Here is a 21,793-nt window from a genome sequence, read left to right on the forward strand (position 1 = left end):
CCACTAAAAAAACCGGGCCGATTGTGATTTAAGACAATCTGCCCGGTTTTTTTATTTCTGAACCTTAACCAACATCATATTCCATTTCTTTTCTAGCTTTTTCAATAAATTCCAGCGGCGAAACTGCTTCACCCGTTTTACATTCATCACAATGAAAAACACCGATTTTCAGATCAATTTCTACCTCGTAAGGTGCTGTGATAGTATAAAACTCTTCGGTTTTCATATGATTCCTGATCCGATTTTCGACAATTTTTGTCCCCACCGAATCAGTGATCAAAAACAGACCAAAGGTGATATCGTCTTTTTCGACCAGATAGAGGGTATCTTCTGCTCTCAGACTACGATGCATCACCTCGGTCATCTGACGGATAAACAGCGGTAGCCGTTCTTCTCCCAGAATACGTTTGATTTCTTTATAATGGCGGAATTTTATCATCATCAGCGATAACTCTATCTGCCCCCGTTTTGACATACCGATAAAAATTTTGGCATCACTGATCAGAGTCCGAAAATTCCGCAGCCCGGTATCTGGATCAACTGTAGACAAACTGACATTTTCATCTTCTAACTCTTTAACCCGATTTTGCAGGGCCCGATTTCTCCCCGTCATCAAGCTGACCACATAGGTGTACAGCGGCAGCAGTACAATCCAAAAATAGGATGAGGCAGTCAGTGGTTCGCCATTTACCAACACCAAAACGATCGTATAGGAGAGGTAGAAAAAAAGCACGATGCCATTGGTAACCAGACCCAGGGTTATGTTACTGAAATAGGTAATCAGAATAACCAGAAAACTGATATTAAGCATTACTAAATTCTTTATATAATGGGCTGAATCCTGGGCTGTAAAGGTGATGGTAACAAAAGTTAATACCAGAAAAAAAACAATCCCCAGATCGGATAAAACCTGATCTCTATTTTTCATTTTCGCCACCCGCCCTTCTTTAGTTCAAGCCCATTCTTGCGGACAACCATGATCAGTCCCACTGCCAGCAAAATCAGAACCATGATGCTGACTACCAGAAATATCTGGGCGTCCTGGCTCACAGCAATTTGCTCGACTACTGCAATAGTGGGATTTTGGGGTGCTTTAAAGCGATAGCTTAGCACATTGCCATTCGCATCTGCCAAAACCGCATCGCCTGAGAGTTTACCGAGGTTCTTTAGTTCGCCCAAATTATTACCAATCGCCGCCAGGCCCGTCTGATTAGGTGCCACCACCATCAGACTGGCCCGGCCCGGTTTATTATACAATGAACCAAGCAACTGTACTGAACCAAGGGTTTTACCATAGGTCGGGTCGATGACCAGTTTTTCATTGGATAAGAAACTGGTACCCTCTTCGGTCAATCGGAAATATAACTTATCGTTATTACTCCTTATAAAGCTGTTACTGTCTTCGGTTCCCACTGCAATAATATTAGTGGATAGTACCGCCTCATTCAATTCCCCGGGATAAAACACGGCGAGATCCCCAGTATTCCCTTTGGTGTAGCGTCCCATTACCCGAAACATTTTTGCCAGTAGTTTGGCCGTTTCCCCATCGATCTGATTTGGGACGACCAGACTGAGTGCATTGTAACTGTAATCTGTCACAAAGGGCGATGGATAGTTTTCAAAAATCAGATCCTGACTGGCCACGGAGTTGATTTTTAACATTGTTCCAGGAGTAAGGTAAGCCCAGGGCATATCGCCCTGACGCAAACTGCACCAGAGATCCTTTATTTCTAGATCAAAAGCCACTTTTACCGTGAAGGCACCACCAATATCAATATCAGTAGGAATGGGAATGGTCGCTTCATCGCCCCCGGCCTTATGCTGGGATAACTTTCTGCTGCCGACGGGAATATCGTTAATATAAACCGTCATCAATGACCGGTCAAAGTCCAGGTTTTCCGAATACCGATAACTCAGATAAAATTCGCTGGCGTTAGTCAGGCTTCGATTTAAAGGATAGTTGATGGCAAACTCCTTGACCTGATGAAAGGGTCCGTTGTAATCGGTTCCTTTGGCACCGGTAAAATTGATATAAGTTTCGGCAGTGTACACCTCGGTTTTAACGTCTTCGATTTTTCCTATCAGTTTTACAGTTGACTGCAATTGATTCATCAAGGTCGAATTTCCCAACATCCGACCAGCATTGATCAGAGCGATATCATTTTTAGCGGTGATCATCAGGGTATTTGTTCCTGATCCTTCATTGATCAGAACCAGCAAGGCATCTTCATCATTAAGCCCATTCTGGTCTGCCTGATCGCGATAATTATCAGGCAGTTGATCGTACCTGGCAATGACAATTCTGTTTTCTAGTTGATTTCCCGCTGGATCACTCAATTTTAAGATCGGAAAATAACCGTCAGGGTAAATGGTCTGATTGGATATCCCGGAGATTCCCAAAAGCGCTGCATTTAGTTCGGCCGGATTGTCGGCATCTGAAAGAACAAATGCCGATTCCCCATATTTCAGAGCATCCACTTCAAAAAAACGATTGTAGAAAGATTCAATGTTGGTGATAAAGGTGTTTTTGTCAAACCTTACCGCAATCGTTGATTCTTTATAAATGTCCAACCAGTTGGCCTCACTAACATCATCCACACAGGGTTGGGCTTCCTGAGTTCGCATATAACCATCGATTTTAATAATATTGTAGCCCTGCTGGAGCGACTCCAGCGGTACATAGATATCGATGCCATGACGATTTCCGGAGTTGTCGGTGGGACGCAAAGAATAAAAATAAGTCCCGTTAATGGCCACTGTCAAGCTGGACAACTGGGTATCCGCCAATTGGGTGGCCCGGTATTCCAGATGCAGCAACACCGTTTCCACATCCCAGTCTTTGGCAATCCAGAAAGTTTGTTCTGTTGTTGAAAAAAGACCCTTCATGGAATAATCTAAAAAATTAGTCTCAAGGGTTCGGGATTCAGTCCGACCATCGGTCTGGGGTACCCCGCCATAGTTTACCGCAGCAGCGGGCTGAATCAGGATCACCAGCAGTGAGCTCAGCAAAATTATTGTGATACTTAATCGTTTCATGTTCTCCTCCTCTTTTATGTTAGCCCTGGAAGCGCTCGGTTTTGTACCATTTGCTGTCCTGCTTTTTAATGCGATCTTTAAAATAGGAAAAAACCCCGTATACCGTTACGATAATCCACATTTGGCAATAGGTGACATACATCAGGGTGATTATAAAGAAATTGGAAACGCTCATCTCCCCTTTTTCGGTAGTCAGCGCAATAAATACACCCAAAACAAACATCACGAAGGCGGTAAACCAGAGCAGATTGCTAAATCCCTGGATCGTCGTTGACACCAACCCGGCTATGTTCATCACGAAAATAACATCCGACACTACCAGTGCCGTCAGGAGTAGAAAATACGTGGATAAAAAATAAAAAATATCGAAACGGATTTTCCGGGCATCCTTATCAACCAGATAGCCAATGTTTTTTATCAGCACATAAACATTACCCTTGACCCAGCGGGTTCGCTGTCTAAACCAGACCCCCCAGGTTTGGGGTTCCTGTTCCCAAGTCACCGCCTTGGGCTGAAATTTAATTTTATAACCCATTAAATAGATTCGAAAGCTGATTTCGGTATCTTCTGCCACTGCCTTTTCATCCCAGCCGCCAATGGCCTCAATGATTGACCGTCGGATTATAAAATTGGTTCCCGGAATGGTACACAGCTTCATCAGTTGCCATCGGCCGGCCTGGGCCATCCACTGAAAGGACAGGGTTTCAATATTAATAAACCGGGTCAGCAGATTGACCTCCTTATTTCGGGTTCGAAATTTTCCGATCACCGCCCCCAGGGACTCATCGGCCCTCAGTTCAGCAGCCAGATAGGCAAGTGCCTTGTGTTCGGGGGTATTGTCGGCATCATAGATCGCAATAAACTCGCCTTTGGCCTGCTGATAACCAATATTCAAGGCATTGGATTTTCCCTTGCCGCCGGTAATCTTATCGGTATTGATGATCGTCAACATGCGACTGGGGTTATTGTCCTTTATTTCTTTGAGAAGCTCCGCACTGTTATCCGATGAGTTATCATTGATCACAATAATTTCATAGCGATCCCAGGGATAGTCAAAGGCCAGCAAAGCCGCTACGGTTTTGACGATCACTACCCCTTCATTATGGGCTGGAACCATAATCGAAACAAAGGGATGCTCACCTATTATTTCCGGAGGTTGCTCTTTTTCCACCTTCAGATAATAAACATATCCAGCTACAATTAAAACAATGTTCACAAACAAGAGACTCCAGATTAAAAAGATATTGACCAGCATTAAATAATCAAACACATTCATGGGGTATTTCCCTCCTGATCCCGGGATTTTTTTTTCGTCTCTTTTTTTCCATCATTGCTGACTATTTTTCTAAACTTGTTAAGATAAACGCGCCGACTAAAAACCACGATTACAGTAAATAATACAATGATGATCCCCACTACCGTTAGCAAAAAGGCATTGCCGGTTGTAAATATTTTTTCCAGACTGTATTCCGGGGTTTCTTGATAGCGATAATATTCAGCAATGGGTTCTTCATCGTAGCTCAGAGAAACCGGCCGGCCATTAAGGCGAATTCCCACGGGGCTGCTTGAAACGGCATTCTGTCCGATTGTCCAATAATTATTTAGGTCCTTATAATCCGTCAGAGACAACCACTTATCATTAATAATTTTCAGTTGGGCATCAAGCGCCGCTTCGTTTTCCGGCAAGGGTAACACAATGGTGGTATTAACCGGATAATAGCCAAAATTTCGATTACGACTACTGGTATTCTCAATGGTTTCAAGGCTGATTCCCAGGCTTACAAAACGCAGGGCCCAGGTTTCTTTTCTGCCCGACTCAGCAGTGCTATCATCCGGGAGAATGATCCCTGATGAAAAAAGATTTAAGGGATTAACCCGACTGACCTCGTCAAAAAACAAACTTTCTTCGGTTGCCAGACCCAGCGGATAAACACCATTTTTGACCATTTTAGTGATAACAGCATGCATTTTTTGCGATAGCACCGTGTTGCCATCGGATACGGTAATAGGACTCGGTCGATGAAGGATGATGGTCCCGTTTCTTGACTGCACATAACGCAACACCTGATAAAACCGGGCCATTGCCGGAAAGTCCATATTCTCGTCCAGGGGAACGACTCCCAGGGTAAAGGGGATACCGTTTGCGTAAAAAGCATCGCTGGTCTTAATAACCATGTTCAAATCAGAAAAGGGATAAATATCAGGAATTAGCAGGGTCATATGGGTCGATGTTCCCAGTCCAAACAAGTCGCTAAGAATTTCCCCCAGGCCCAGAGCAAACCCCGGGTCACCCACAAAGGTTGGCACATAGGTCAGACGACCGACGGTTTTTGAAAAAGGATAGGTTGCCAAACCAACACCAATGGTCACTTCCCCGGGACCGGATGGTTCATCAATCACCCGCAAATCATCGACCCAGATGCTGTCAAAAACCAACTCATTTATGCTTAGCGACACGGTCCGTCCCAATTGACGACTAATCAAAAAGTTATCCAACTCGGGGATCAATTCCGGGGCAGCAAACCCAATATAAAGTGTCACCCCGGAATAATTTTGGCAATCAGCAATAAAAGCCAGATTGGTAATGGGATTTTTTGTATTTTTTAAAATGATCAATTTTTGATACGCTGATAGTCGGCCGTCACTGTAATCATCCATGGAAGTTATTTCCGCCGACTGGGACAGCGTGCTCAGCAAGGTTTGTATCGTAAAAAGATTACTCTGATATACCGTGTCCACCGCTAACTGGTCGTAGATTAGCAGCACATCCTTCGTCTTCATGGTACTGTTTTGCTGGCTAACCGATTCCTTGCCATAAGTCACCGGCATTTGCAAAACCATTAAAATCAGGGCAATGAAAACAAAAATGTTTCGTTTCATAATCGATATCCTCCCTGATCTTTATTCTGGTCTTTATTCCGATTAAAAAACGCCTGCTTGCGGGATTCCCAATCAACCTTCCTCAATTGTTTTTCGATCCAATGAATAAATTTCCCCAAAACGACAAATGATATCAGATCAAAGGTCAAGGAAAAAATAAATAGATGTCCCAGGGTATCGGTATCCCCCGAGGTAATAATGGCAACATACAATTCCCATAACCCAATAAACAGCCAGGTCATCAGTCCCACAAAGCGCAGGGTATTGCGTCCGTTTTTTTCGATGATCCCTTTTCTGAAAAATCGGACATAAACACCAATCAGCAGTCCCATCCAGATAATAATAAAGCCAAAATTTCCCGGCAGGTAATTGGCTTTTAGATAACTCCAGGAAGTAAAAAAGCTGGTTTGGGCGCCCGGTGGATATCCCTGAGTTTTTTCGTAATTACCCAGCCAGCCTGGCCGAATATTAAAACTACTGTTAACCGAGCGATTGAGCATTTCATATAATTGCCCCGGATTGGCCAGGTAGTAAATCGCCACCTCGGTAGGGTTCACCTTATTAAAAAATTCTGTCTTCATCACCTGGCCATCCATGGTTTCGGGAGAGATCGCCTGATAATAAGAGGTTCCGGTTAATACGGCGTACTGGGGATTGATTGAAAACTCTTTTAGGGCTTGCTCCGGGTTATCAGCCGTCATCAACACTCCCCGGGTCATACTGTGATAAGCACTTAGATTTGTCAGCCCATTGGGCATGATAAAAAATGCTACCAGTGAGCATAGCATCAGCAGGGCTCCACAACCAACACAGATTCGTCGATAACTTTTTCTTCCATTCACATATTTGAGATTGATCCCCAGGATGCCCAAAAAAAGCCCCAGCAGAGCATATTGCTGGTTCAAGAGGCAAAGCAGTAAAGAGCTTAAGAAAAAACAACCAATCAGAAGATCGTCATTCAGCTTTTCCTGGCCCATTAAAATAAGCGAGGTTCCCAGAATAATCACCAGAAAAAAACTGAGGGCCTGAGTATAAAAAGAATTAATCCAGGCGGTGTAAGCTGTGTCCCCGAAGATAATCACTCCCAGACCAACACTGACATAGGCCCATTTAGAGCGTTTTCCATAGGTAACCGTTTCAAATAAAAAGTACATCCCAATCAAATAAAACACCAAAATGACTGCCCCGTAAAATCGCATATCGAACAACCAATCCCAGGTATAGGCCTGATCAAGCCGCTTTGCTGCATTGATAAAAGGTGTCTGCGCGGTAATCTGAGCGTTGTATGAATCGTTGTAATATTCTCTAATGCCCCAGTTTTTTTCAAAATAAGCCATGGATTCTTTCGGGGTAAACTCTCCCAGCTGATAGAGATTGCTACCTGAAATAATGGCCGCGGAACTTCTATCATCGCCCATCCCAATGACTGGAGGTAAAAACAGTACATACAAAAGCAGGCAAAATAAAACAAGCACACCCATATTCGAGGGTTTAAATAGATGACTAAAAGACCCTACCTGAATTTTTGGGATGCTTTGGTTTAATTCTATTTCACGTAGAAGCTTACTAGTATCGCTATTTTTTTTCATTACCCATCATCCTTATCAATATCAATTAAACTCCTGTAATCAAGTTCTCTTTACCGTTTTTTCTCTCCCACTTTCGCTTTTTACTTTTTTTAAGTTCCTTAATTTACCGACAATACGGGCTCTCATTTTTGCTTCTCAACTGACTCTAAAACTTATTACCCAATTCCCCGATTGTTATTCAGGTTATTTCATTCCAACGAAGCTCAAATTAACTAAAACAAGGTCTGTCATCAAAACTTTACGCGTTTACCCTAACCGATGTTTTTCTTACTCTGATTCACATAATCAATCATTGCTTTTGAATCGTTGATTGATTATAATAGAGTTAATACTCGTTTTAGATCCACGCTTTTTTCACTGAATGTTTTGGTATAATCTGATTTAAAATTAAGGAGAACGTCATGAAAATTATAGTCATAGGAGCAGTTGCCGGCGGTACGTCGGCTGCGGCAAAGGCCCGGCGAAATAATGATTCGGCAGAAATAATTATCTATGAAAAAGATCAGGACATTTCATATTCCGGATGCGGGCTTCCTTATTATCTTGGAGGAAAAGTCGGATCGATTCAGGAATTAACTCCGCGAAGTCCAGACTTTTTTAAATCTAAATATAATATCGACATTCATATTCGCCATGAGGTATTAAAAATTGATATCCCCACCAAAACCCTGGTAATTAAAAATTTGGATAGCGGAGCAGTTTTTAATGACACTTATGATAAACTCATCCTGAGCACCGGCGCTCAGGCTTTTGTTCCACCGATTAAGGGAATTGAACTGGAGAATGTTTTTTTTCTGAGAAATGTTCAAAACGCCCTAAAAATAAAAGCCTTTATGGACAATCATCATCCTAAAACGGCGGTTGTTGTCGGGACTGGTTTTATTGGTTTTGAAGTTATGGAAAATCTTGAAGCCTGCGGAATCAAAGTCACACTGATTGAACGGGCCGGTAAGCTGACCCCTAATCTCGATGAGGATATGTCCTTGTATCTTGAAAAACGATTGAGCAAAAGAAAAATCCCAATCTTTAAAAATGCTAATGTCGTTGAGGCTACCAGTCAGGGAGTCATCCTGGAAAACGGAACCCTGATTCCCGGCGAAATGATTATCGTGGCCACTGGTGTTAAACCTAATGTAACCCTGGCCCGGGAAGCGGGTTTACTGTTAGGTGTTACCGGTGCGATCCGGGTTGATGAACGGATGATGACCATTGATACTGATATCTATGCCTGCGGCGACTGCATTGAAACCTGGTCAGCAGTGACAAAACGGCCACACTATCGCCCCTTAGGTTCAACTGCCAATAAAACTGGCCGGATCTGCGGTGATAATATCACTGGTGGTAATGTCGTTTACCCTGGCAACCTGAGCACCGGTATTTTTAAGCTCTTTGATATTAGCATCGGCAGCACTGGTTTGTCTGAAGCCGAAGCCCGCAGTCAAGGTTATGATATCGAAATTTGTCATAATATCAAGCCCGATAAACCCGGTTATTACGGCGGCCAGGAAATGTTAATCAAAGCCATCGCTGACCGCTCCACCCAAAAACTGCTCGGCGTTCAAATCATCGGCTATGACGGTGTTGATAAGCGATTGGACGTCTTTGTCACCCTCATTACCTATGGCGCCACTGTTGATGAAATCTTTAATCTGGACTTAGGTTATGCACCGCCGTTTTCAACCACCAAGGATCCGGTTCATTACACGGGCATGATCCTCGATAATGCCCTAAATAAAGACCGCAAACTCATGACTGCTGCGGACCTTAAAAAAAACTGAACAATAAGGAAGTCTACCAGATCATTGATACCCGGGTAACGGCCCAGTACCGTGACGGCCATTTACCCGAGGCGCAAAATATCCCCCATGAAGATCTGCGGGACAAACTTGACCAACTCGATCCGACCCTTCCTGTTATTACCTATTGTAATAAAGGAGTCACCGGCAATGCAACCCAGAACATCTTACTTAATCACGACTTTAAAAACGTTTATAACCTTTCTGGAGGCTTTCGATTTTATGACGCCACCAAAGAAGACTAGCAGAAAAGAGGCCACTATGAATGCTGATGATGTTTCAGTAAAAATTTTCAAGGCGTTGGGACATCCAGTTCGCTTACAAATCGTAAAATTTCTTTTAATTGAACCCCAATGTGTATGCGTCCTGAATCGGTTATTTGACTACAGTCAGGCCAATCTCTCCCAGCATCTAAAAATTCTCCGGGAGGCAGGGATTCTTGATAATCAGAAAATTGGTGTGGAAATGCACTATTTTGTAAAATTAAAGAGTATCGAAAAACTCCTGGCGGCCATGGATTTAACCGCCGCCGAATTTTTCAGTACCCTTGAATTCTAACTAAATTTATTTATTATAGCCCTGGGGGTGGTTTTGATGCCATTTCCAGGCTGTTTTTATGATGGTGTCTAAATCTGAATGTTTTGGCGTCCAATCCAGTTCCCGTTGAGCTTTTTGAGATGAAGCAATCAGCTTTGCTGGATCTCCAGGTCTTCTTTTAGCAACTTTCACTACAAACGCTTTTGATGACAGTGCTTTTATTTTTGCAATCACTTCTTTGACCGAGAAACCTTTTCCGTCGCCCAAATTATAAACACTGCTTTTTCCGCCAGCGAGTAGTTTTTCCATCCCTAAAATATGGGCGGAGGCAATATCCATTACATGGATATAATCCCGGATACAACTCCCATCCGGGGTCGGATAGTCTTCGCCGAAAATACTGATCTGGTCCCGCTGTCCCAGAGCCGTTTTTAAAATCAAAGGTATAAGATGGGTTTCGGGGTTATGATCCTCCCCGATTTCTCCTGATAAGTGGGCGCCGGCGGCATTAAAATACCGGAAAGTCATCGATTTTAGTTCGTAAGCTCCATCCATCCACTTCAGCATTTTTTCTACTGCCAGTTTTGTCTCCCCATAGGTATTGGTGGGATTTTTGTTACTTTCTTCCGTGATGGGACTTTCTTCCGGTTCTCCATAAATAGCGGCAGTCGAAGAAAAGACAAAATTCTTAACCCCATGCCCCACCATAGTTTCCAGCAGACAGAGGGTCCCATAGACATTATTATGATAGTATTTAAGCGGCTCATTCATGGACTCCCCAACCAGAGAATGAGCACAAAAATGCATCACGCAATCAATCTGATGAACGGTAAATATTTGCTTAAGAAACGCCTTATCGCGGATATCACCAATCTCAATGACAGCCTTTTTTGAGACTGCACCCTCATGTCCGGTTGATAAATTATCCAGAACCACTACCTCATATCCTTTTTCGACTAAGGCCCTGACCACATGGGATCCAATATATCCGGCCCCGCCACATACTAAAATCTTCATTATCGTCCTCTATTTCAATTATTAAATTTTCTTGTTCTCCCTTTATTATAGAACTTTTTTAAAAAAAAAGAAACCCCGAAGGGTTTCTTAAAGGATAAATATATCCGGTGTTGACAATTGTTGTGGTGAGTTATTTATCCGTAAATGTTGTTTTATTATTGCTAAGTGCTGCCTGAGCTGCTGCCAGACGGGCAATCGGTACTCGGAATGGTGAGCACGAAACATAGCTTAAGCCAACGCTGTGGAAGAAGAAAATCGATTTGGGATCACCGCCGTGTTCACCACAAACGCCAATTTTAAGATCAGGCTTTGTTTTCCGACCCAGAACCACGCCCATTTCAACCAACTTACCAACGCCCTCTACGTCGATACTCTGGAATGGATCATTTGGCAGAATGCCTTTATCCTTATAGTCGGTAATAAATTTACCGGCATCATCACGCGAAAAGCCATAGGTCATTTGAGTCAGATCATTGGTTCCAAACGAGAAGAATTCGGCTGTTTTAGCAATCTGATCGGCAATCAGAGTGGCCCGGGGAATTTCCATCATGGTTCCGACCAGGTATTTTATATCTGACTTACGTTCGGACTTAACCAGTTCCGCGGTTTTTCGAACAACCTTATCGAGGTAGGTCAATTCTTCATTAATACCAATCAGGGGAATCATAATTTCGGGAATAACATTAAAACCACATTCTTGCTTGACTTCAATGGCAGCTTCCATAATTGCCCGAGTTTGCATCTGTGCAATTTCGGGATAGGTAATTGCCAAACGGCAACCGCGATGACCCAGCATTGGATTAAATTCTTCCAAGCCCTGAATGATCGTGACCATGTCTTCCAAAGCAAAGCCCATATCAGCCGCCAGGGCTTCAATATCCTTGCTTTCTTTCGGCAGGAATTCGTGAAGAGGCGGATCAAGTAACCGAACGGTAACCGGGCGTTCTTCCATTGTCTTATAAAGACCAATAAAATCTTCTTTTTGCATCGGCAGAATTTCAGCCAACGCTTTTTCACGCTGTTGCTTTGACTCCGATAGAATCATCCGGCGGACACTCGGTAGTCGTTGTTCATCAAAAAACATATGCTCTGTTCGACAAAGGCCGATCCCTTCTGCACCAAAGCGAACGGCAACCGCTGCGTCGTTTGGTGTGTCGGCATTGGTACGAACTTTTAATGTTCTGTATTCATCTGCCCAGGCCATTATTTCAGCAAAATGGCCAGAGAGTTCTGGGGTTACCGTTTTTATGCTGCCCTTATAAACACTTCCGGTACTACCATTTAGCGAGATAAAATCGCCTTCAGTAAAGACCTGATTCCCTACGGTAAACTGTTTTGCCGCTTCATCGACTTTGATCGCTTCGCATCCGGCTACACAGCACTTACCCATTCCTCTGGCAACTACTGCCGCATGAGAGGTCATACCACCGCGCGCTGTTAAAATTCCGTTTGCAGCATACATGCCCTCAATATCTTCTGGCGAAGTTTCTTTTCTGACCAATAGGGTTTCTTCCCCATTTGCAACGGCTGCGCACACTGCTTCCGCGGTAAAATAAACTTTACCGGTGGCAGCACCCGGTGAGGCTGGCAACCCCGTTGCCAGAAGTTCTGCTGCTTTTAAAGCGGCCTCTTCAAAGGTTGGATGCAGCAATTGATCCAGTGATATTGGATCTAGTCTCAAAACCGCTTCTTCTTTTGTGATTAAACCTTCCTCGACCATTTCTACTGCGGCACAAAGTGCGGCAGCGGCAGTTCTTTTCCCGGTTCGTGTCTGGAGCATGAAAAGTTTGCTTTTTTCAATCGTAAACTCAATATCCTGCATGTCCCGATAATGATTCTCAAGTCGCTCTGCAGTTTCCTGGAACTGTTTGTAAACTTCCGGCATGAGTTCTTTTAAATCTTCAATGTCTCTCGGGGTACGAATTCCGGCAACAACATCTTCACCCTGAGCATTGATTAAAAATTCACCAAAAAGTTTTTTCTGTCCTGTTGCAGGGTTTCTTGTAAAGGCTACACCGGTTCCACAATCATCACCCATATTACCATATACCATTGATTGAACGTTGACAGCAGTGCCAATGTCGTGAGGAATATCATTCATATTTCGATAGCTGATGGCGCGGTTATTATTCCATGATCTAAACACCGCTTCAATAGCCATCAATAATTGCTCTTTAGGATCCAGGGGAAAGTCTTTACCGGTTTCATCTTTGACAATTTTCTTATACGCGACAACAATTTCTTTTAGATCATCAGCAGTCAGCTCGGTATCATCCCGATAGCCATTTTTCTCCTTGGCACTTTCTAATACATAATCAAACTTGTCTTTACTAATCTCTTGAACAACGTCTCCAAACATTTGAATAAAACGTCGGTAGCTATCGAAGGCAAACCGTTCATTGTTTGTTGATTTCGCAATGCCAGCAACCGTTTCATCGTTTAACCCCAGGTTTAGAATCGTATCCATCATCCCGGGCATGGAGAATTTCGCACCCGAACGAACGGATACCAATAACGGATTATTAACATCACCAAAGGTCTTTTCACATTCTTTTTCTAAGATTGCCAAATTTTTATTAATCTGGTCGATAATTTCATTTGAAAGTTTTCTATCCTGATTATAGTATTCTGTACAGGCCTCGGTTGTAACGGTAAAGCCTCCCGGAACGGGCAGTCCGATATTTGTCATCTCTGCCAAACCAGCACCCTTCCCCCCTAGTAATTCCTTCATGGTTGCATTACCTTCTTTAAACAAATAAACCCATTTTTTTGACATTCCTCTACCTCCTCATTATATTTGCAAGAATAATCGCTGCAATTTCTTCAATTGCTTTTGATGTGACGTCAATGACAGTACATCCCAATTTATCGAAAAGCTGTTGTGCTTTTTCTAACTCCAACATCACTCTTTCGTAACTCCCATAATTTGATGTTCCAGTGAGCCCCATAGCCCGGATTCTTTCTGAACGGATACTTACCAGATGGTTTGGGTCTAAGACGAGACCAAATATTTTCCTGTTAGAAATCTCAAATAATTCTTTGGGTGGTTCAACCTCTGGCATTAACGGAATATTAGCCACCTTATAATTTTTATTGGCCAAATAAATGCTGATCGGTGTTTTAGACGTTCGTGATACCCCAATCAGAATGATATCTGCCTGATTCAAGCCGGATGTATTTTTGCCATCATCATATTTTACGGCAAATTCGATGGCTTCTATTTTCTTAATGTAATGGGCATCCAGTTCCATACTTGAAGACCGGCTTCGGACCGGTTCTTCACCGGTTATACTTCTTAGCGTCTCCATCAGAGATCCCATCACGTCGTAAATGGGAACCCCCTTAGCTTTGGATTCTATTTCCATATGATGCTTTAATTCACTTGAGGCAAAACGATAAACCACCAATCCGTTATCCTGCTTTGCTAAATCCAACAGGTAGTCAATACTCAGTTTATCATCCACAAACGGATGAAACCGTACTTCCCGAATGGAGTTCTCAAATACGCTTGTCCCTGCTTTCACGAGCAGTTCGCCAATTTCAGTGGGTGTATCTGAAACAACAAAAATCACAATGCTTTTCAATTTTAACCTCTTTATTTTGCACTTCTCCCCATGTTAACCACATAGCGGGTAATATTAGTTCGTGACACCTTGCCGATTAACACTAAACGCTGAGTGCCCTTTTCGTCAATTTCCTTTTGCACAACGGGAAGGGATTCAACCTCGTAATACATCGTTTTATAGGCGGCATCATAAACGGATTCATTTGCTTCCAGATAAATAATATTTGGCATTCGCGTCATAATCATCGGAATCGGCAGCGATTCTACCTCTTTTCTTCCAATCATGGCTTTAATAAAGTCCTTACGCGAGACAATACCGGAAAGATATTTGCCATCAACGACATACAAGGTTCCGGCATTCTTGGTAAACATGGTGATAATGCCGTCGTAAATGGATGATGTCTCTTCAACAACGGTCGGCTCCGTTTGAATGTCGGTTACATTAATAGTTTTAATATAACTACCCAAAATATTCAGCAATGATCGACCCGTATAATAATAACCAACCTTTCGCTTCGCTTCCAGTATTCCCATCATCGTCAAAATTTTAAGATCCGGACGAATGGTAGCGCGATTGATACCCAGTAATTCGGCAATTTCATTACTCTTAACAGGTTGTTTTTCTTTAACGATTTCGATTATTTCTTTTTGCCTGCTTGTTAACTCCATGTTCAACCCCTTTGTCTGTTTGATTTATTAAGTATAACACATATCATGGTATTGTAAACAACTAAAATATTTTTTTAAACCTCATTGATAAATTTTTATTATTTAAGTTGTATGTAACCTTTTTCATAACGTTATTGATTCTAATAGTCCTTCATATATTTTATCACCAATCCGCGTTACATTCTTTAATTCTTCCAATTGAGCAAATCCGCCATTCTTTTCCCGATAGTCGATGATTCCCTGAGCGATAACATCTCCAACGCCTGGCAGACTTTTCAGTTCTTCTCGGCTCGCTGAGTTAATATTAATTTTCGAACTTTCGCTTACCGTTATTGCCGTTTCTCCAACGACGGGAACATGAATTTTTTCTTCATCCTGCAGCTTTCTTGCCAGGTTTAAAGAATTAACATCGGCAGACTCCGTTAACCCACCCACAAGTTCAATGGCTTCCACCAATCGTGCACCCTGATTGAGCGCCACCACTCCGGGGTTAGTCACAGCGCCGGTAATATGTACCATCATTTTTTCATTATTATCAGTACTTTCAACCGTTTCAGTTTCACTTAAAGCCGTTTTATTAAGCGTCATGTCCGCCGTTGTGATCTCTTTAAGCCGGTACCAACCCCAAAAAACGCCCAAAAAAACAAGCACGATGAGAATGTACAGGATTTTGTTTCGATTGCACTTATCCATGTTACACTCCCAGAGGCTGTGCTTCCCATCGGCCTTTTTTCAATATCCAGTATTCTTGATAGCCACATTCTGCTAAATATGTTTCAGCTTCGTTATATTCAAAAACGATTCCCGCGACCGAATGGCTATCGCCACCGACGGTAATGGGAATATTTCTTTTTTTCATTTCAGGGATCATCCAATCTGAGGGATAACGCCCCACTCCGGGAATTCGCAAATTAGCTCCGGTGTTAATTTCGATGCGGGTATTTTGGGCAGCAACCGTATCCAGACAGTCTTTCACTGTTTCCTGGTACCAGCGATCTCTTTCATTGAAAAAATGGTTGTTTTGATTGTATTTTTTAATTAAATCAATATGTCCCAATATATCGGGTTCGAACATGTTCACCATTTTTGCAATGCCCTGGTAGTAATCCGTAATAAAAGCCTGATTATCACCCTGATAGTATTTTTTAATTCCCTGCGCAAAATTCTGTTGAGATTCATCGATATAGGAAACCTCTACACCGATCGTTTTTCCCAAGGTATGAACGGACATGATGGTGTAGTCTAGTCTCGGTATCACCGACTTGGCCAAGTCGCTGATATCTTGCCGATCGATAAAAAAATCGATCTCCATCCCACAGTAAAGTTCAATTTGGGGTGCATATTTTTCTTTTAAGGCCTTGACATCATTCAGGTAATCTTCTAAATCATCCTCTTTCATTGTCCAATCATTGGGGAATGGCAACGGTAAATGGCTTGACAGCCCCATACTTGTAAGACCTGAGGCAATTCCTGCCACCACCATTTCTTCAAGGGTATTTTTGCCGTCACAATAATCTGAGTGGATATGATAATTTGCCAGTAACATTTTGATCCCTCCAAAAGTTTGCGTGAAATGATTGTATCATGACACCGATTTTTTAGCAAATAAAAAAAATTGCCAGGATGACAATTTTTTTGTGGGGTGATTATAAAATTTTATTGAGAAAGCTTTTCGTTCGTTCTTCCTTTGGATTTAACAGGACTTCTTCCGGTGTTCCTTCTTCGCAGATCACACCGCCATCCATAAAAATGACCCGATCTGCCACTTCCCGGGCAAAGCCAATTTCATGGGTCACGATCAGCATTGTCATCCCTTTTTCAGCCAGATGCCGCATGGTTGCCAATACTTCACCAACCAATTCAGGATCAAGCGCTGAGGTTGGTTCGTCAAACATCATAATTTTCGGATCCATAGCCAACGCCCGGGCAATGGCGACCCGTTGCTGTTGTCCGCCCGATAAACGTGAGGGGTACTCATCTTTTTTTTCCGACAGGCCAACCATACTAAGTAGGTCCAGAGCTCTTGTTTCCGCAATTTTTTTATCAATTTTTTTCACAATCAGAGGTGCAATGGTCACGTTATCAATCACCGTCAAGTGAGGAAATAGGTTAAAGCTCTGGAAAACCATGCCCAGATCTGCGCACAATGACTGCACCGTTACTGGATCAATCTTCATCAAATCCTTATTTTTAGCACGTTTATCTGAAAGTACATCCTCGATGTATATTTCTCCGTCGGATATCCGTTCCAAATGGTTTAAACACCGCAGCAAGGTACTTTTTCCTGAGCCACTGGCACCGATTATACAGACTACTTCACCTTGTGATACCTCAAGGTTAACACCCTTTAGCACTTCTAAATCTCCAAAAGATTTTCGGACGTTCACTAATTTTACCATACTCATATTCATTTCCCTATCTTTCGTAAATCCCAAGTTTCTTTTCCATCTTGTCGAATACAACCTGGATAATCGTTGTTAAGAATAAATAAATAGCGGCTGCATAAATATAATATATCCATGAACCGGTTGCACTTGCCATCGTTTTTGTGGTTCTGAGTAAATCAAAGAGTGCGATTGTCGATACCAACGAGGTATCTTTTAACAACATAATCAGCTCATTACCCAATGGGGCTACCAGTCTTTTGTAGGTTTGGGGAATAATAATTTTTGTCATCGCCTGACGATAACTCATTCCCAATGCCTTCGATGCCTCCATTTGTCCGCCATCAATCGATTCGATTGCGGCACGAATAATTTCTGCCAGATACGCGGTAGCATTTAAAGAAAACGCTGCAAAAGCCGCAATCATTGGATTAACATTGAATGTTGATCCCGTTGCATCCAGATAAATAATCGGAATGGCATAATAGATAATAAATAATTGCAGCAACATTGGCGTTCCTCTGAAAAACCAGATATAAAACCAGGATAGCGTATTGGCCGCCTTATTTTTTGATAGTCTCCCGAGAGCAACTACTACGCCGAAAATCGCACCAAAGATAATTGCTACAATTGCAATTTCAAGGGTGATGATGGTTCCATTTACAATTGCCCATAGTTGGATTTCATTTAACACGTTGATCTTCCCTTCGTCTTAAAAATTTTAACACTGACCCATGTCAGACTGCAGACAAAACCTTTTTCAACCATGCCAAAACAACGCATCACCGAAAAAGACATTAACAACTTAATTACTTTGTCTACAACCCTCACGAACATTTACTTACGAATCTTTGAAACAAACTGGTTCGCTTTCCATTGTTTTGTTAATGACAAGCTGTCATGGAAGCTGTTCCCATGCTGTTCCGCTGTAAACATATGAACAGGACTTGTCACAAAAACTGTACCAAGTCCTATTCCAATAGTTTATTTAATTATTTAAGAGCCTATTCAATGACAATCAATTCAGTATCAATATCTTTAGTCATGTCCTGGCCGAACCATTTCATGGAAATTTCGGTCATCTTGCCACTTTCCTGTAAAGCTTTAATGGCCTCATTAAACTGCTCAGTTATAGCTGTATCGGCTAACCGAGCGGTAATTCCAATTGGTTCATTGGTTAAGACGTCTGAACTGACAACATACAAATCAGGGTTTTGTGCAACATAATACATTGCTACACCGATGTCAGTAATGACATTATCGATCTGCTTGCCTTGAAGTGCTGCAAAAGCATCCAACATGCCGTCAAATTTTTTGATCTCAACATTAACGCCTTCATCAACCTTTAATTTTTCTGCCGCAATATCCGCCGTGGTTTCAATTTGTGCTCCCAGAACCTTGCCTTCAAGCTCTTTGAAGACGGTAACGGGTGTCGCATCTTTTCTGGATACAATAACAATCCCGTTGGCAACGTAAGGATCACTCATACTGAAACCTTCAAGACGTTCCGGTGTAATACTCGTGCTCGAAATGATAACATCATATTGTTTAGCATTTAAGCCATTAAAAATACCATCCCAGGCAACGGTCTGAAACTCTGCCGTTACCCCTAATTCTTCAGCTAAAGCATTTGCAAAGTCAATGTCAAAACCAACCAATTCATTTTGATCATCTCGAAATTCCATCGGCAGGTAGGTATCATCCACGCCGATACTTAACACCTTATCCGCCAAAGCATCTTCTGATGTTTTAGTACCTCCGGAGGAACAACCTGTCAAAACGAGTGCCGATAACAGTAAAACAACCAGTGATAGACCTAATAGTTTTCTTTTCATAGTCTTCTCCTTTCTAAATTCCTAATGGTGTTAATTATATATTATTTTGTAAACATTAACAAGTTTTTTTGCACGCACTGAATATTTATACGTTCTTCGGCCTCATTTTCTTGCTTTATGAAAAGGTATTGATAAAAATCCCGATGATATTCAGACCACCTAGCCAGGTTCCCAATACGCTTCCCAAATTGGCAAAAACCACAACCATTAATACCTTTGTGACCTTGTTTTTCCATAATCCTTTAATGCTACCCAGGTCTTTTGGCAATGACTCAAAGTCCTCGACCTTTGGTTTTCGAAAATGCGCCTCTGATGTCCCCGCAAACCAGCCCGCCGCCAGTAGCGGATTTAATGAGGTAATCGGTGCTGCAAAAAAAGCGACCACCACCGAGACAATGTGTCCTCCGGCTATTAAGGTTCCTAAAGCCGATAACGCACCATTCCAAATGATCCAGGTTTTTGCCTGCTCCCAACCAGAACTGGGGTTTGCAATAAAAGTGGCGACGATCACGCCAACCAGAACAATCGGGATCATCCAACCAATTATTTTTCCAACATTTGATTTCGGAGGGATTACTTCTAGTTTTTTTATATCCTGATCTTTAAAAATCTCTTCTTTAATTCCTGGTACATGTGCAGCACCAAGGACTGCCACAACCTTATCGCCCGGCGCATGCTTTATTTTATAGGCCAGATATTGATCCCGCTCATCAACCAGGTATTTTTTGACACCTTTAAAAGCTGAACCCATTTCGGATAGGGCCGCTGTGAGCATGTCGTCAGATTTCAGCTTTTCCAGATCGTCTTCAGTAATTTCTTCATCGTCCACGACACTGAGAATAATCGAAAAGACAACCTTAATCTTTTCCCATAAACTACAGCCCCGCCAGATCCGATTAAAGGTGATTTGGATGCTGCGATCTGCCAGCACCAACTCTGCTCCATACTCTTTCGCACAGGCAATCCCCTCCATCATTTCCTGACCGGATTCAATACCAAACTGTTCAGCCAACTTTCGCTGATAATTCGATAATAAAATATTTACAAACATAAAACCGGCCCGTTTGCTTTTAATAACCTGAACCAGATTTGTATTGGACCATCTGTCTTTCTGATTAATTGCTTCATAGCGCTGTTGATCCAGTTCGATACAGATCGAATCCGGCCGTTCCTTTTCAATCGTTTCCCGCACTTCATCGACACTATTCTTTGAAACATGAGCGGTTCCAATTAAAATTATTTCTTTACCATTATAATCAAGCCGTGTAATATTTGATTCCAATGAACTTCCTTCCTTCGGGTTTTCTACGGAAACAACCGATCAACTCAGAATGATCCAAAAATCACACTGACACGTTATCTTCCTACCCCATTACCATTGTTTATCGAGATTAAACCCGGTTTCTCAAAGGTCTTTTATTTCTCGATATTTGTCACTGAGGCCCGAATATGAACCTCATGCGGGACATAGACATTTTTCACAGTACGATCGCCGTCTTTTTCGCAAAGTTTAATGAGCATCCGCATCGCGATGGCACCAATGTCATACATCGGCTGGGCAACCGTGGTAATTTGTGGTCTGGTCCATTCTGCGATCCAAAAATTATTAAAGCCGCAAATACTAATGTCTTCAGGAATTTTCTTACCCATCTCTTCGGCACAACGAATCGCTCCCAGCGCAGTCTGATCATTAAAACAGAAAACACAGGTAAAATCGACCCCGGTATTAATGGCTTCCTGCATCATCGTGTAGCCACCTGAAAGACTCAGTTTTTCTCTCAAAATGCGACTGTCATCAAATTCAATGTTATTTTCTTCAAAGGCTTTAATAAATCCTTTTTTTCGTTCCTGATAAATATAGCCTTCTTCCAATTCATCGAAAAACAGCATAAACTTTTTATGACCCATTTTTATCAGCTCCATGGCTAATTCGTAAGCGGCCGTTTCATTGTTAATTAAAACCCCGCTTAACACACCACTGTCATCAGGAATACAACCTAATACCACCTCGCTCGGTGCATCGATGAGTTCGGCTTGCATTTCGTCACTTAAATCTTTCCCAACATAGATGATCCCATCACATTGTTTTTCAACCAGAACATTCAGAGATTTTTTCTCTTTTTCCGGATCAAAATCGGTGTTACTCAAAATGATATTGTAATGATAGATACCACAAACATCCTCTGCACCGCGGACAATCTCGGTGTAATAGGGATTGGTAATATCCGGGATCATAATCCCCATGGTATTGGTTTTTTGAATTTTTAGACTTCGGGCAATAGCATTGGGTTTGTAACCGGTTTTTTTGATGGCTTCCAATACGCGTTCTTTCGTTTCTTCGTTTACTAGCGGAATATTATTGACAACGCGGGATACTGTTGCAACGGAAACATTTGCTTCTCTGGCAACATCTACGATTTTAACTCTCATCTCTTCACCTTTCAAATTTCAAAACAATAAGCACTTGCAAAACGACCATAAACAT

19 protein-coding genes are annotated in these 21,793 nt (G+C 42.2%); 3 read left to right on the forward strand and 16 right to left on the reverse strand.

Annotated features, from left to right (window positions below; genetic code table 11):
* Positions 1 to 64 precede the first annotated feature (64 nt).
* The 5 genes from ACIZ62_RS12550 to ACIZ62_RS12570 are packed head-to-tail and all read right to left on the reverse strand — an operon-like array spanning position 65 to position 7,505.
* Positions 65 to 928 carry a GGDEF domain-containing protein gene (locus ACIZ62_RS12550; RefSeq protein ID WP_414150265.1) on the reverse strand — a complete coding sequence of 288 codons (864 nt, stop codon included), beginning with the start codon at positions 926 to 928 and terminating at the stop codon, positions 65 to 67.
* Positions 925 to 3,036, reverse strand: coding sequence for a cellulose biosynthesis cyclic di-GMP-binding regulatory protein BcsB (locus tag ACIZ62_RS12555; protein ID WP_414150266.1), 2,112 nt, complete (start codon positions 3,034 to 3,036; stop codon positions 925 to 927). The genes ACIZ62_RS12550 and ACIZ62_RS12555 overlap by 4 nt, the downstream gene beginning before the upstream one ends.
* 19 nt (positions 3,037 to 3,055) lie before the next feature.
* On the reverse strand, positions 3,056 to 4,312 hold the full coding sequence (locus ACIZ62_RS12560) for a glycosyltransferase family 2 protein (protein ID WP_414150267.1): 1,257 nt from the start codon (positions 4,310 to 4,312) through the stop codon (positions 3,056 to 3,058).
* On the reverse strand, positions 4,309 to 5,916 hold the full coding sequence (locus ACIZ62_RS12565; protein ID WP_414150268.1) for a DUF2334 domain-containing protein: 1,608 nt from the start codon (positions 5,914 to 5,916) through the stop codon (positions 4,309 to 4,311). The genes ACIZ62_RS12560 and ACIZ62_RS12565 overlap by 4 nt, the downstream gene beginning before the upstream one ends.
* On the reverse strand, positions 5,913 to 7,505 hold the full coding sequence (locus tag ACIZ62_RS12570; RefSeq protein ID WP_414150269.1) for a hypothetical protein: 1,593 nt from the start codon (positions 7,503 to 7,505) through the stop codon (positions 5,913 to 5,915). The genes ACIZ62_RS12565 and ACIZ62_RS12570 overlap by 4 nt, the downstream gene beginning before the upstream one ends.
* 401 nt (positions 7,506 to 7,906) lie before the next feature.
* On the opposite strand from ACIZ62_RS12570, the gene ACIZ62_RS12575 reads away from it, so the two are divergent.
* From ACIZ62_RS12575 to ACIZ62_RS12585, 3 genes are read left to right on the forward strand one after another with little or no spacing between them, the layout of a single operon-like run.
* Complete coding sequence (locus ACIZ62_RS12575) at positions 7,907 to 9,283, forward strand: FAD-dependent oxidoreductase (protein WP_414150270.1); 1,377 nt, start codon at positions 7,907 to 7,909, stop codon at positions 9,281 to 9,283.
* A 23-nt stretch (positions 9,284 to 9,306) separates the two neighbouring features.
* A complete protein-coding gene (locus ACIZ62_RS12580; RefSeq protein ID WP_414151859.1) occupies positions 9,307 to 9,546 on the forward strand; it encodes a rhodanese-like domain-containing protein in 240 nt (79 codons plus the stop codon).
* Positions 9,452 to 9,859, forward strand: coding sequence for an ArsR/SmtB family transcription factor (locus ACIZ62_RS12585; RefSeq protein ID WP_414150271.1), 408 nt, complete (start codon positions 9,452 to 9,454; stop codon positions 9,857 to 9,859). Before ACIZ62_RS12580 ends, ACIZ62_RS12585 begins: the two co-directional genes overlap by 95 nt.
* A gap of 6 nt (positions 9,860 to 9,865) precedes the next feature.
* Here the strand turns inward: ACIZ62_RS12585 and galE are convergent, their stop codons facing one another.
* From galE to ACIZ62_RS12640, 11 genes are all read right to left on the reverse strand, one after another.
* Positions 9,866 to 10,855 (reverse strand): UDP-glucose 4-epimerase GalE, encoded by a 990-nt coding sequence (galE, locus tag ACIZ62_RS12590; protein ID WP_414150272.1) that lies wholly within the window; start codon positions 10,853 to 10,855, stop codon positions 9,866 to 9,868.
* Positions 10,856 to 10,985: 130 nt separating this feature from the next.
* Complete coding sequence (ppdK, locus tag ACIZ62_RS12595) at positions 10,986 to 13,631, reverse strand: pyruvate, phosphate dikinase (protein ID WP_111889447.1); 2,646 nt, start codon at positions 13,629 to 13,631, stop codon at positions 10,986 to 10,988.
* Between the two features lie 4 nt (positions 13,632 to 13,635).
* Positions 13,636 to 14,439, reverse strand: coding sequence for a pyruvate, water dikinase regulatory protein (locus ACIZ62_RS12600; protein WP_242988534.1), 804 nt, complete (start codon positions 14,437 to 14,439; stop codon positions 13,636 to 13,638).
* 11 nt (positions 14,440 to 14,450) lie between these two features.
* A complete protein-coding gene (locus ACIZ62_RS12605) occupies positions 14,451 to 15,089 on the reverse strand; it encodes a helix-turn-helix transcriptional regulator (RefSeq protein ID WP_111889445.1) in 639 nt (212 codons plus the stop codon).
* A gap of 123 nt (positions 15,090 to 15,212) precedes the next feature.
* Complete coding sequence (locus ACIZ62_RS12610; RefSeq protein ID WP_414150273.1) at positions 15,213 to 15,782, reverse strand: helix-hairpin-helix domain-containing protein; 570 nt, start codon at positions 15,780 to 15,782, stop codon at positions 15,213 to 15,215.
* Position 15,783: 1 nt separating this feature from the next.
* The gene (gene hisJ, locus ACIZ62_RS12615) at positions 15,784 to 16,635 is read right to left on the reverse strand and encodes a histidinol-phosphatase HisJ (protein WP_414150274.1); all 852 of its coding nucleotides are present in this window, start codon (positions 16,633 to 16,635) and stop codon (positions 15,784 to 15,786) included.
* A 100-nt stretch (positions 16,636 to 16,735) separates the two neighbouring features.
* Complete coding sequence (locus ACIZ62_RS12620; RefSeq protein WP_414150275.1) at positions 16,736 to 17,494, reverse strand: amino acid ABC transporter ATP-binding protein; 759 nt, start codon at positions 17,492 to 17,494, stop codon at positions 16,736 to 16,738.
* Between the two features lie 10 nt (positions 17,495 to 17,504).
* Positions 17,505 to 18,167: an amino acid ABC transporter permease gene (locus ACIZ62_RS12625; RefSeq protein WP_414150276.1), complete on the reverse strand. Its 663-nt coding sequence runs from the start codon at positions 18,165 to 18,167 to the stop codon at positions 17,505 to 17,507.
* Positions 18,168 to 18,477: 310 nt separating this feature from the next.
* A complete protein-coding gene (locus tag ACIZ62_RS12630; RefSeq protein WP_111889441.1) occupies positions 18,478 to 19,308 on the reverse strand; it encodes a transporter substrate-binding domain-containing protein in 831 nt (276 codons plus the stop codon).
* A 115-nt stretch (positions 19,309 to 19,423) separates the two neighbouring features.
* Positions 19,424 to 20,590 (reverse strand): TraB/GumN family protein, encoded by a 1,167-nt coding sequence (locus ACIZ62_RS12635; RefSeq protein WP_414150277.1) that lies wholly within the window; start codon positions 20,588 to 20,590, stop codon positions 19,424 to 19,426.
* 134 nt (positions 20,591 to 20,724) lie between these two features.
* Positions 20,725 to 21,738, reverse strand: coding sequence for a LacI family DNA-binding transcriptional regulator (locus ACIZ62_RS12640; protein ID WP_111889439.1), 1,014 nt, complete (start codon positions 21,736 to 21,738; stop codon positions 20,725 to 20,727).
* Positions 21,739 to 21,793: the final 55 nt, after the last annotated feature.

The sequence above is a fragment of the Acetobacterium carbinolicum genome (genome assembly GCF_047456275.1).
GTDB lineage: Bacteria > Bacillota > Clostridia > Eubacteriales > Eubacteriaceae > Acetobacterium > Acetobacterium carbinolicum.

Excerpts from the sequence above, each read along its gene's own strand:
- ACIZ62_RS12550 (WP_414150265.1), bottom strand. The coding sequence starts at position 928 with ATGAAAAATAGAGATCAGGTTTTATCCGATCTGGGGATTGTTTTTTTT.
- ACIZ62_RS12555 (WP_414150266.1), bottom strand. The coding sequence starts at position 3,036 with ATGAAACGATTAAGTATCACAATAATTTTGCTGAGCTCACTGCTGGTG.
- ACIZ62_RS12560 (WP_414150267.1), bottom strand. The coding sequence starts at position 4,312 with ATGAATGTGTTTGATTATTTAATGCTGGTCAATATCTTTTTAATCTGG.
- ACIZ62_RS12565 (WP_414150268.1), bottom strand. The coding sequence starts at position 5,916 with ATGAAACGAAACATTTTTGTTTTCATTGCCCTGATTTTAATGGTTTTG.
- ACIZ62_RS12570 (WP_414150269.1), bottom strand. The coding sequence starts at position 7,505 with ATGAAAAAAAATAGCGATACTAGTAAGCTTCTACGTGAAATAGAATTA.
- ACIZ62_RS12575 (WP_414150270.1), top strand. The coding sequence starts at position 7,907 with ATGAAAATTATAGTCATAGGAGCAGTTGCCGGCGGTACGTCGGCTGCG.
- ACIZ62_RS12585 (WP_414150271.1), top strand. The coding sequence starts at position 9,452 with ATGCAACCCAGAACATCTTACTTAATCACGACTTTAAAAACGTTTATA.
- galE (WP_414150272.1), bottom strand. The coding sequence starts at position 10,855 with ATGAAGATTTTAGTATGTGGCGGGGCCGGATATATTGGATCCCATGTG.
- ppdK (WP_111889447.1), bottom strand. The coding sequence starts at position 13,631 with ATGTCAAAAAAATGGGTTTATTTGTTTAAAGAAGGTAATGCAACCATG.
- ACIZ62_RS12605 (WP_111889445.1), bottom strand. The coding sequence starts at position 15,089 with ATGGAGTTAACAAGCAGGCAAAAAGAAATAATCGAAATCGTTAAAGAA.
- ACIZ62_RS12610 (WP_414150273.1), bottom strand. The coding sequence starts at position 15,782 with ATGGATAAGTGCAATCGAAACAAAATCCTGTACATTCTCATCGTGCTT.
- hisJ (WP_414150274.1), bottom strand. The coding sequence starts at position 16,635 with ATGTTACTGGCAAATTATCATATCCACTCAGATTATTGTGACGGCAAA.
- ACIZ62_RS12620 (WP_414150275.1), bottom strand. The coding sequence starts at position 17,494 with ATGAGTATGGTAAAATTAGTGAACGTCCGAAAATCTTTTGGAGATTTA.
- ACIZ62_RS12630 (WP_111889441.1), bottom strand. The coding sequence starts at position 19,308 with ATGAAAAGAAAACTATTAGGTCTATCACTGGTTGTTTTACTGTTATCG.
- ACIZ62_RS12640 (WP_111889439.1), bottom strand. The coding sequence starts at position 21,738 with ATGAGAGTTAAAATCGTAGATGTTGCCAGAGAAGCAAATGTTTCCGTT.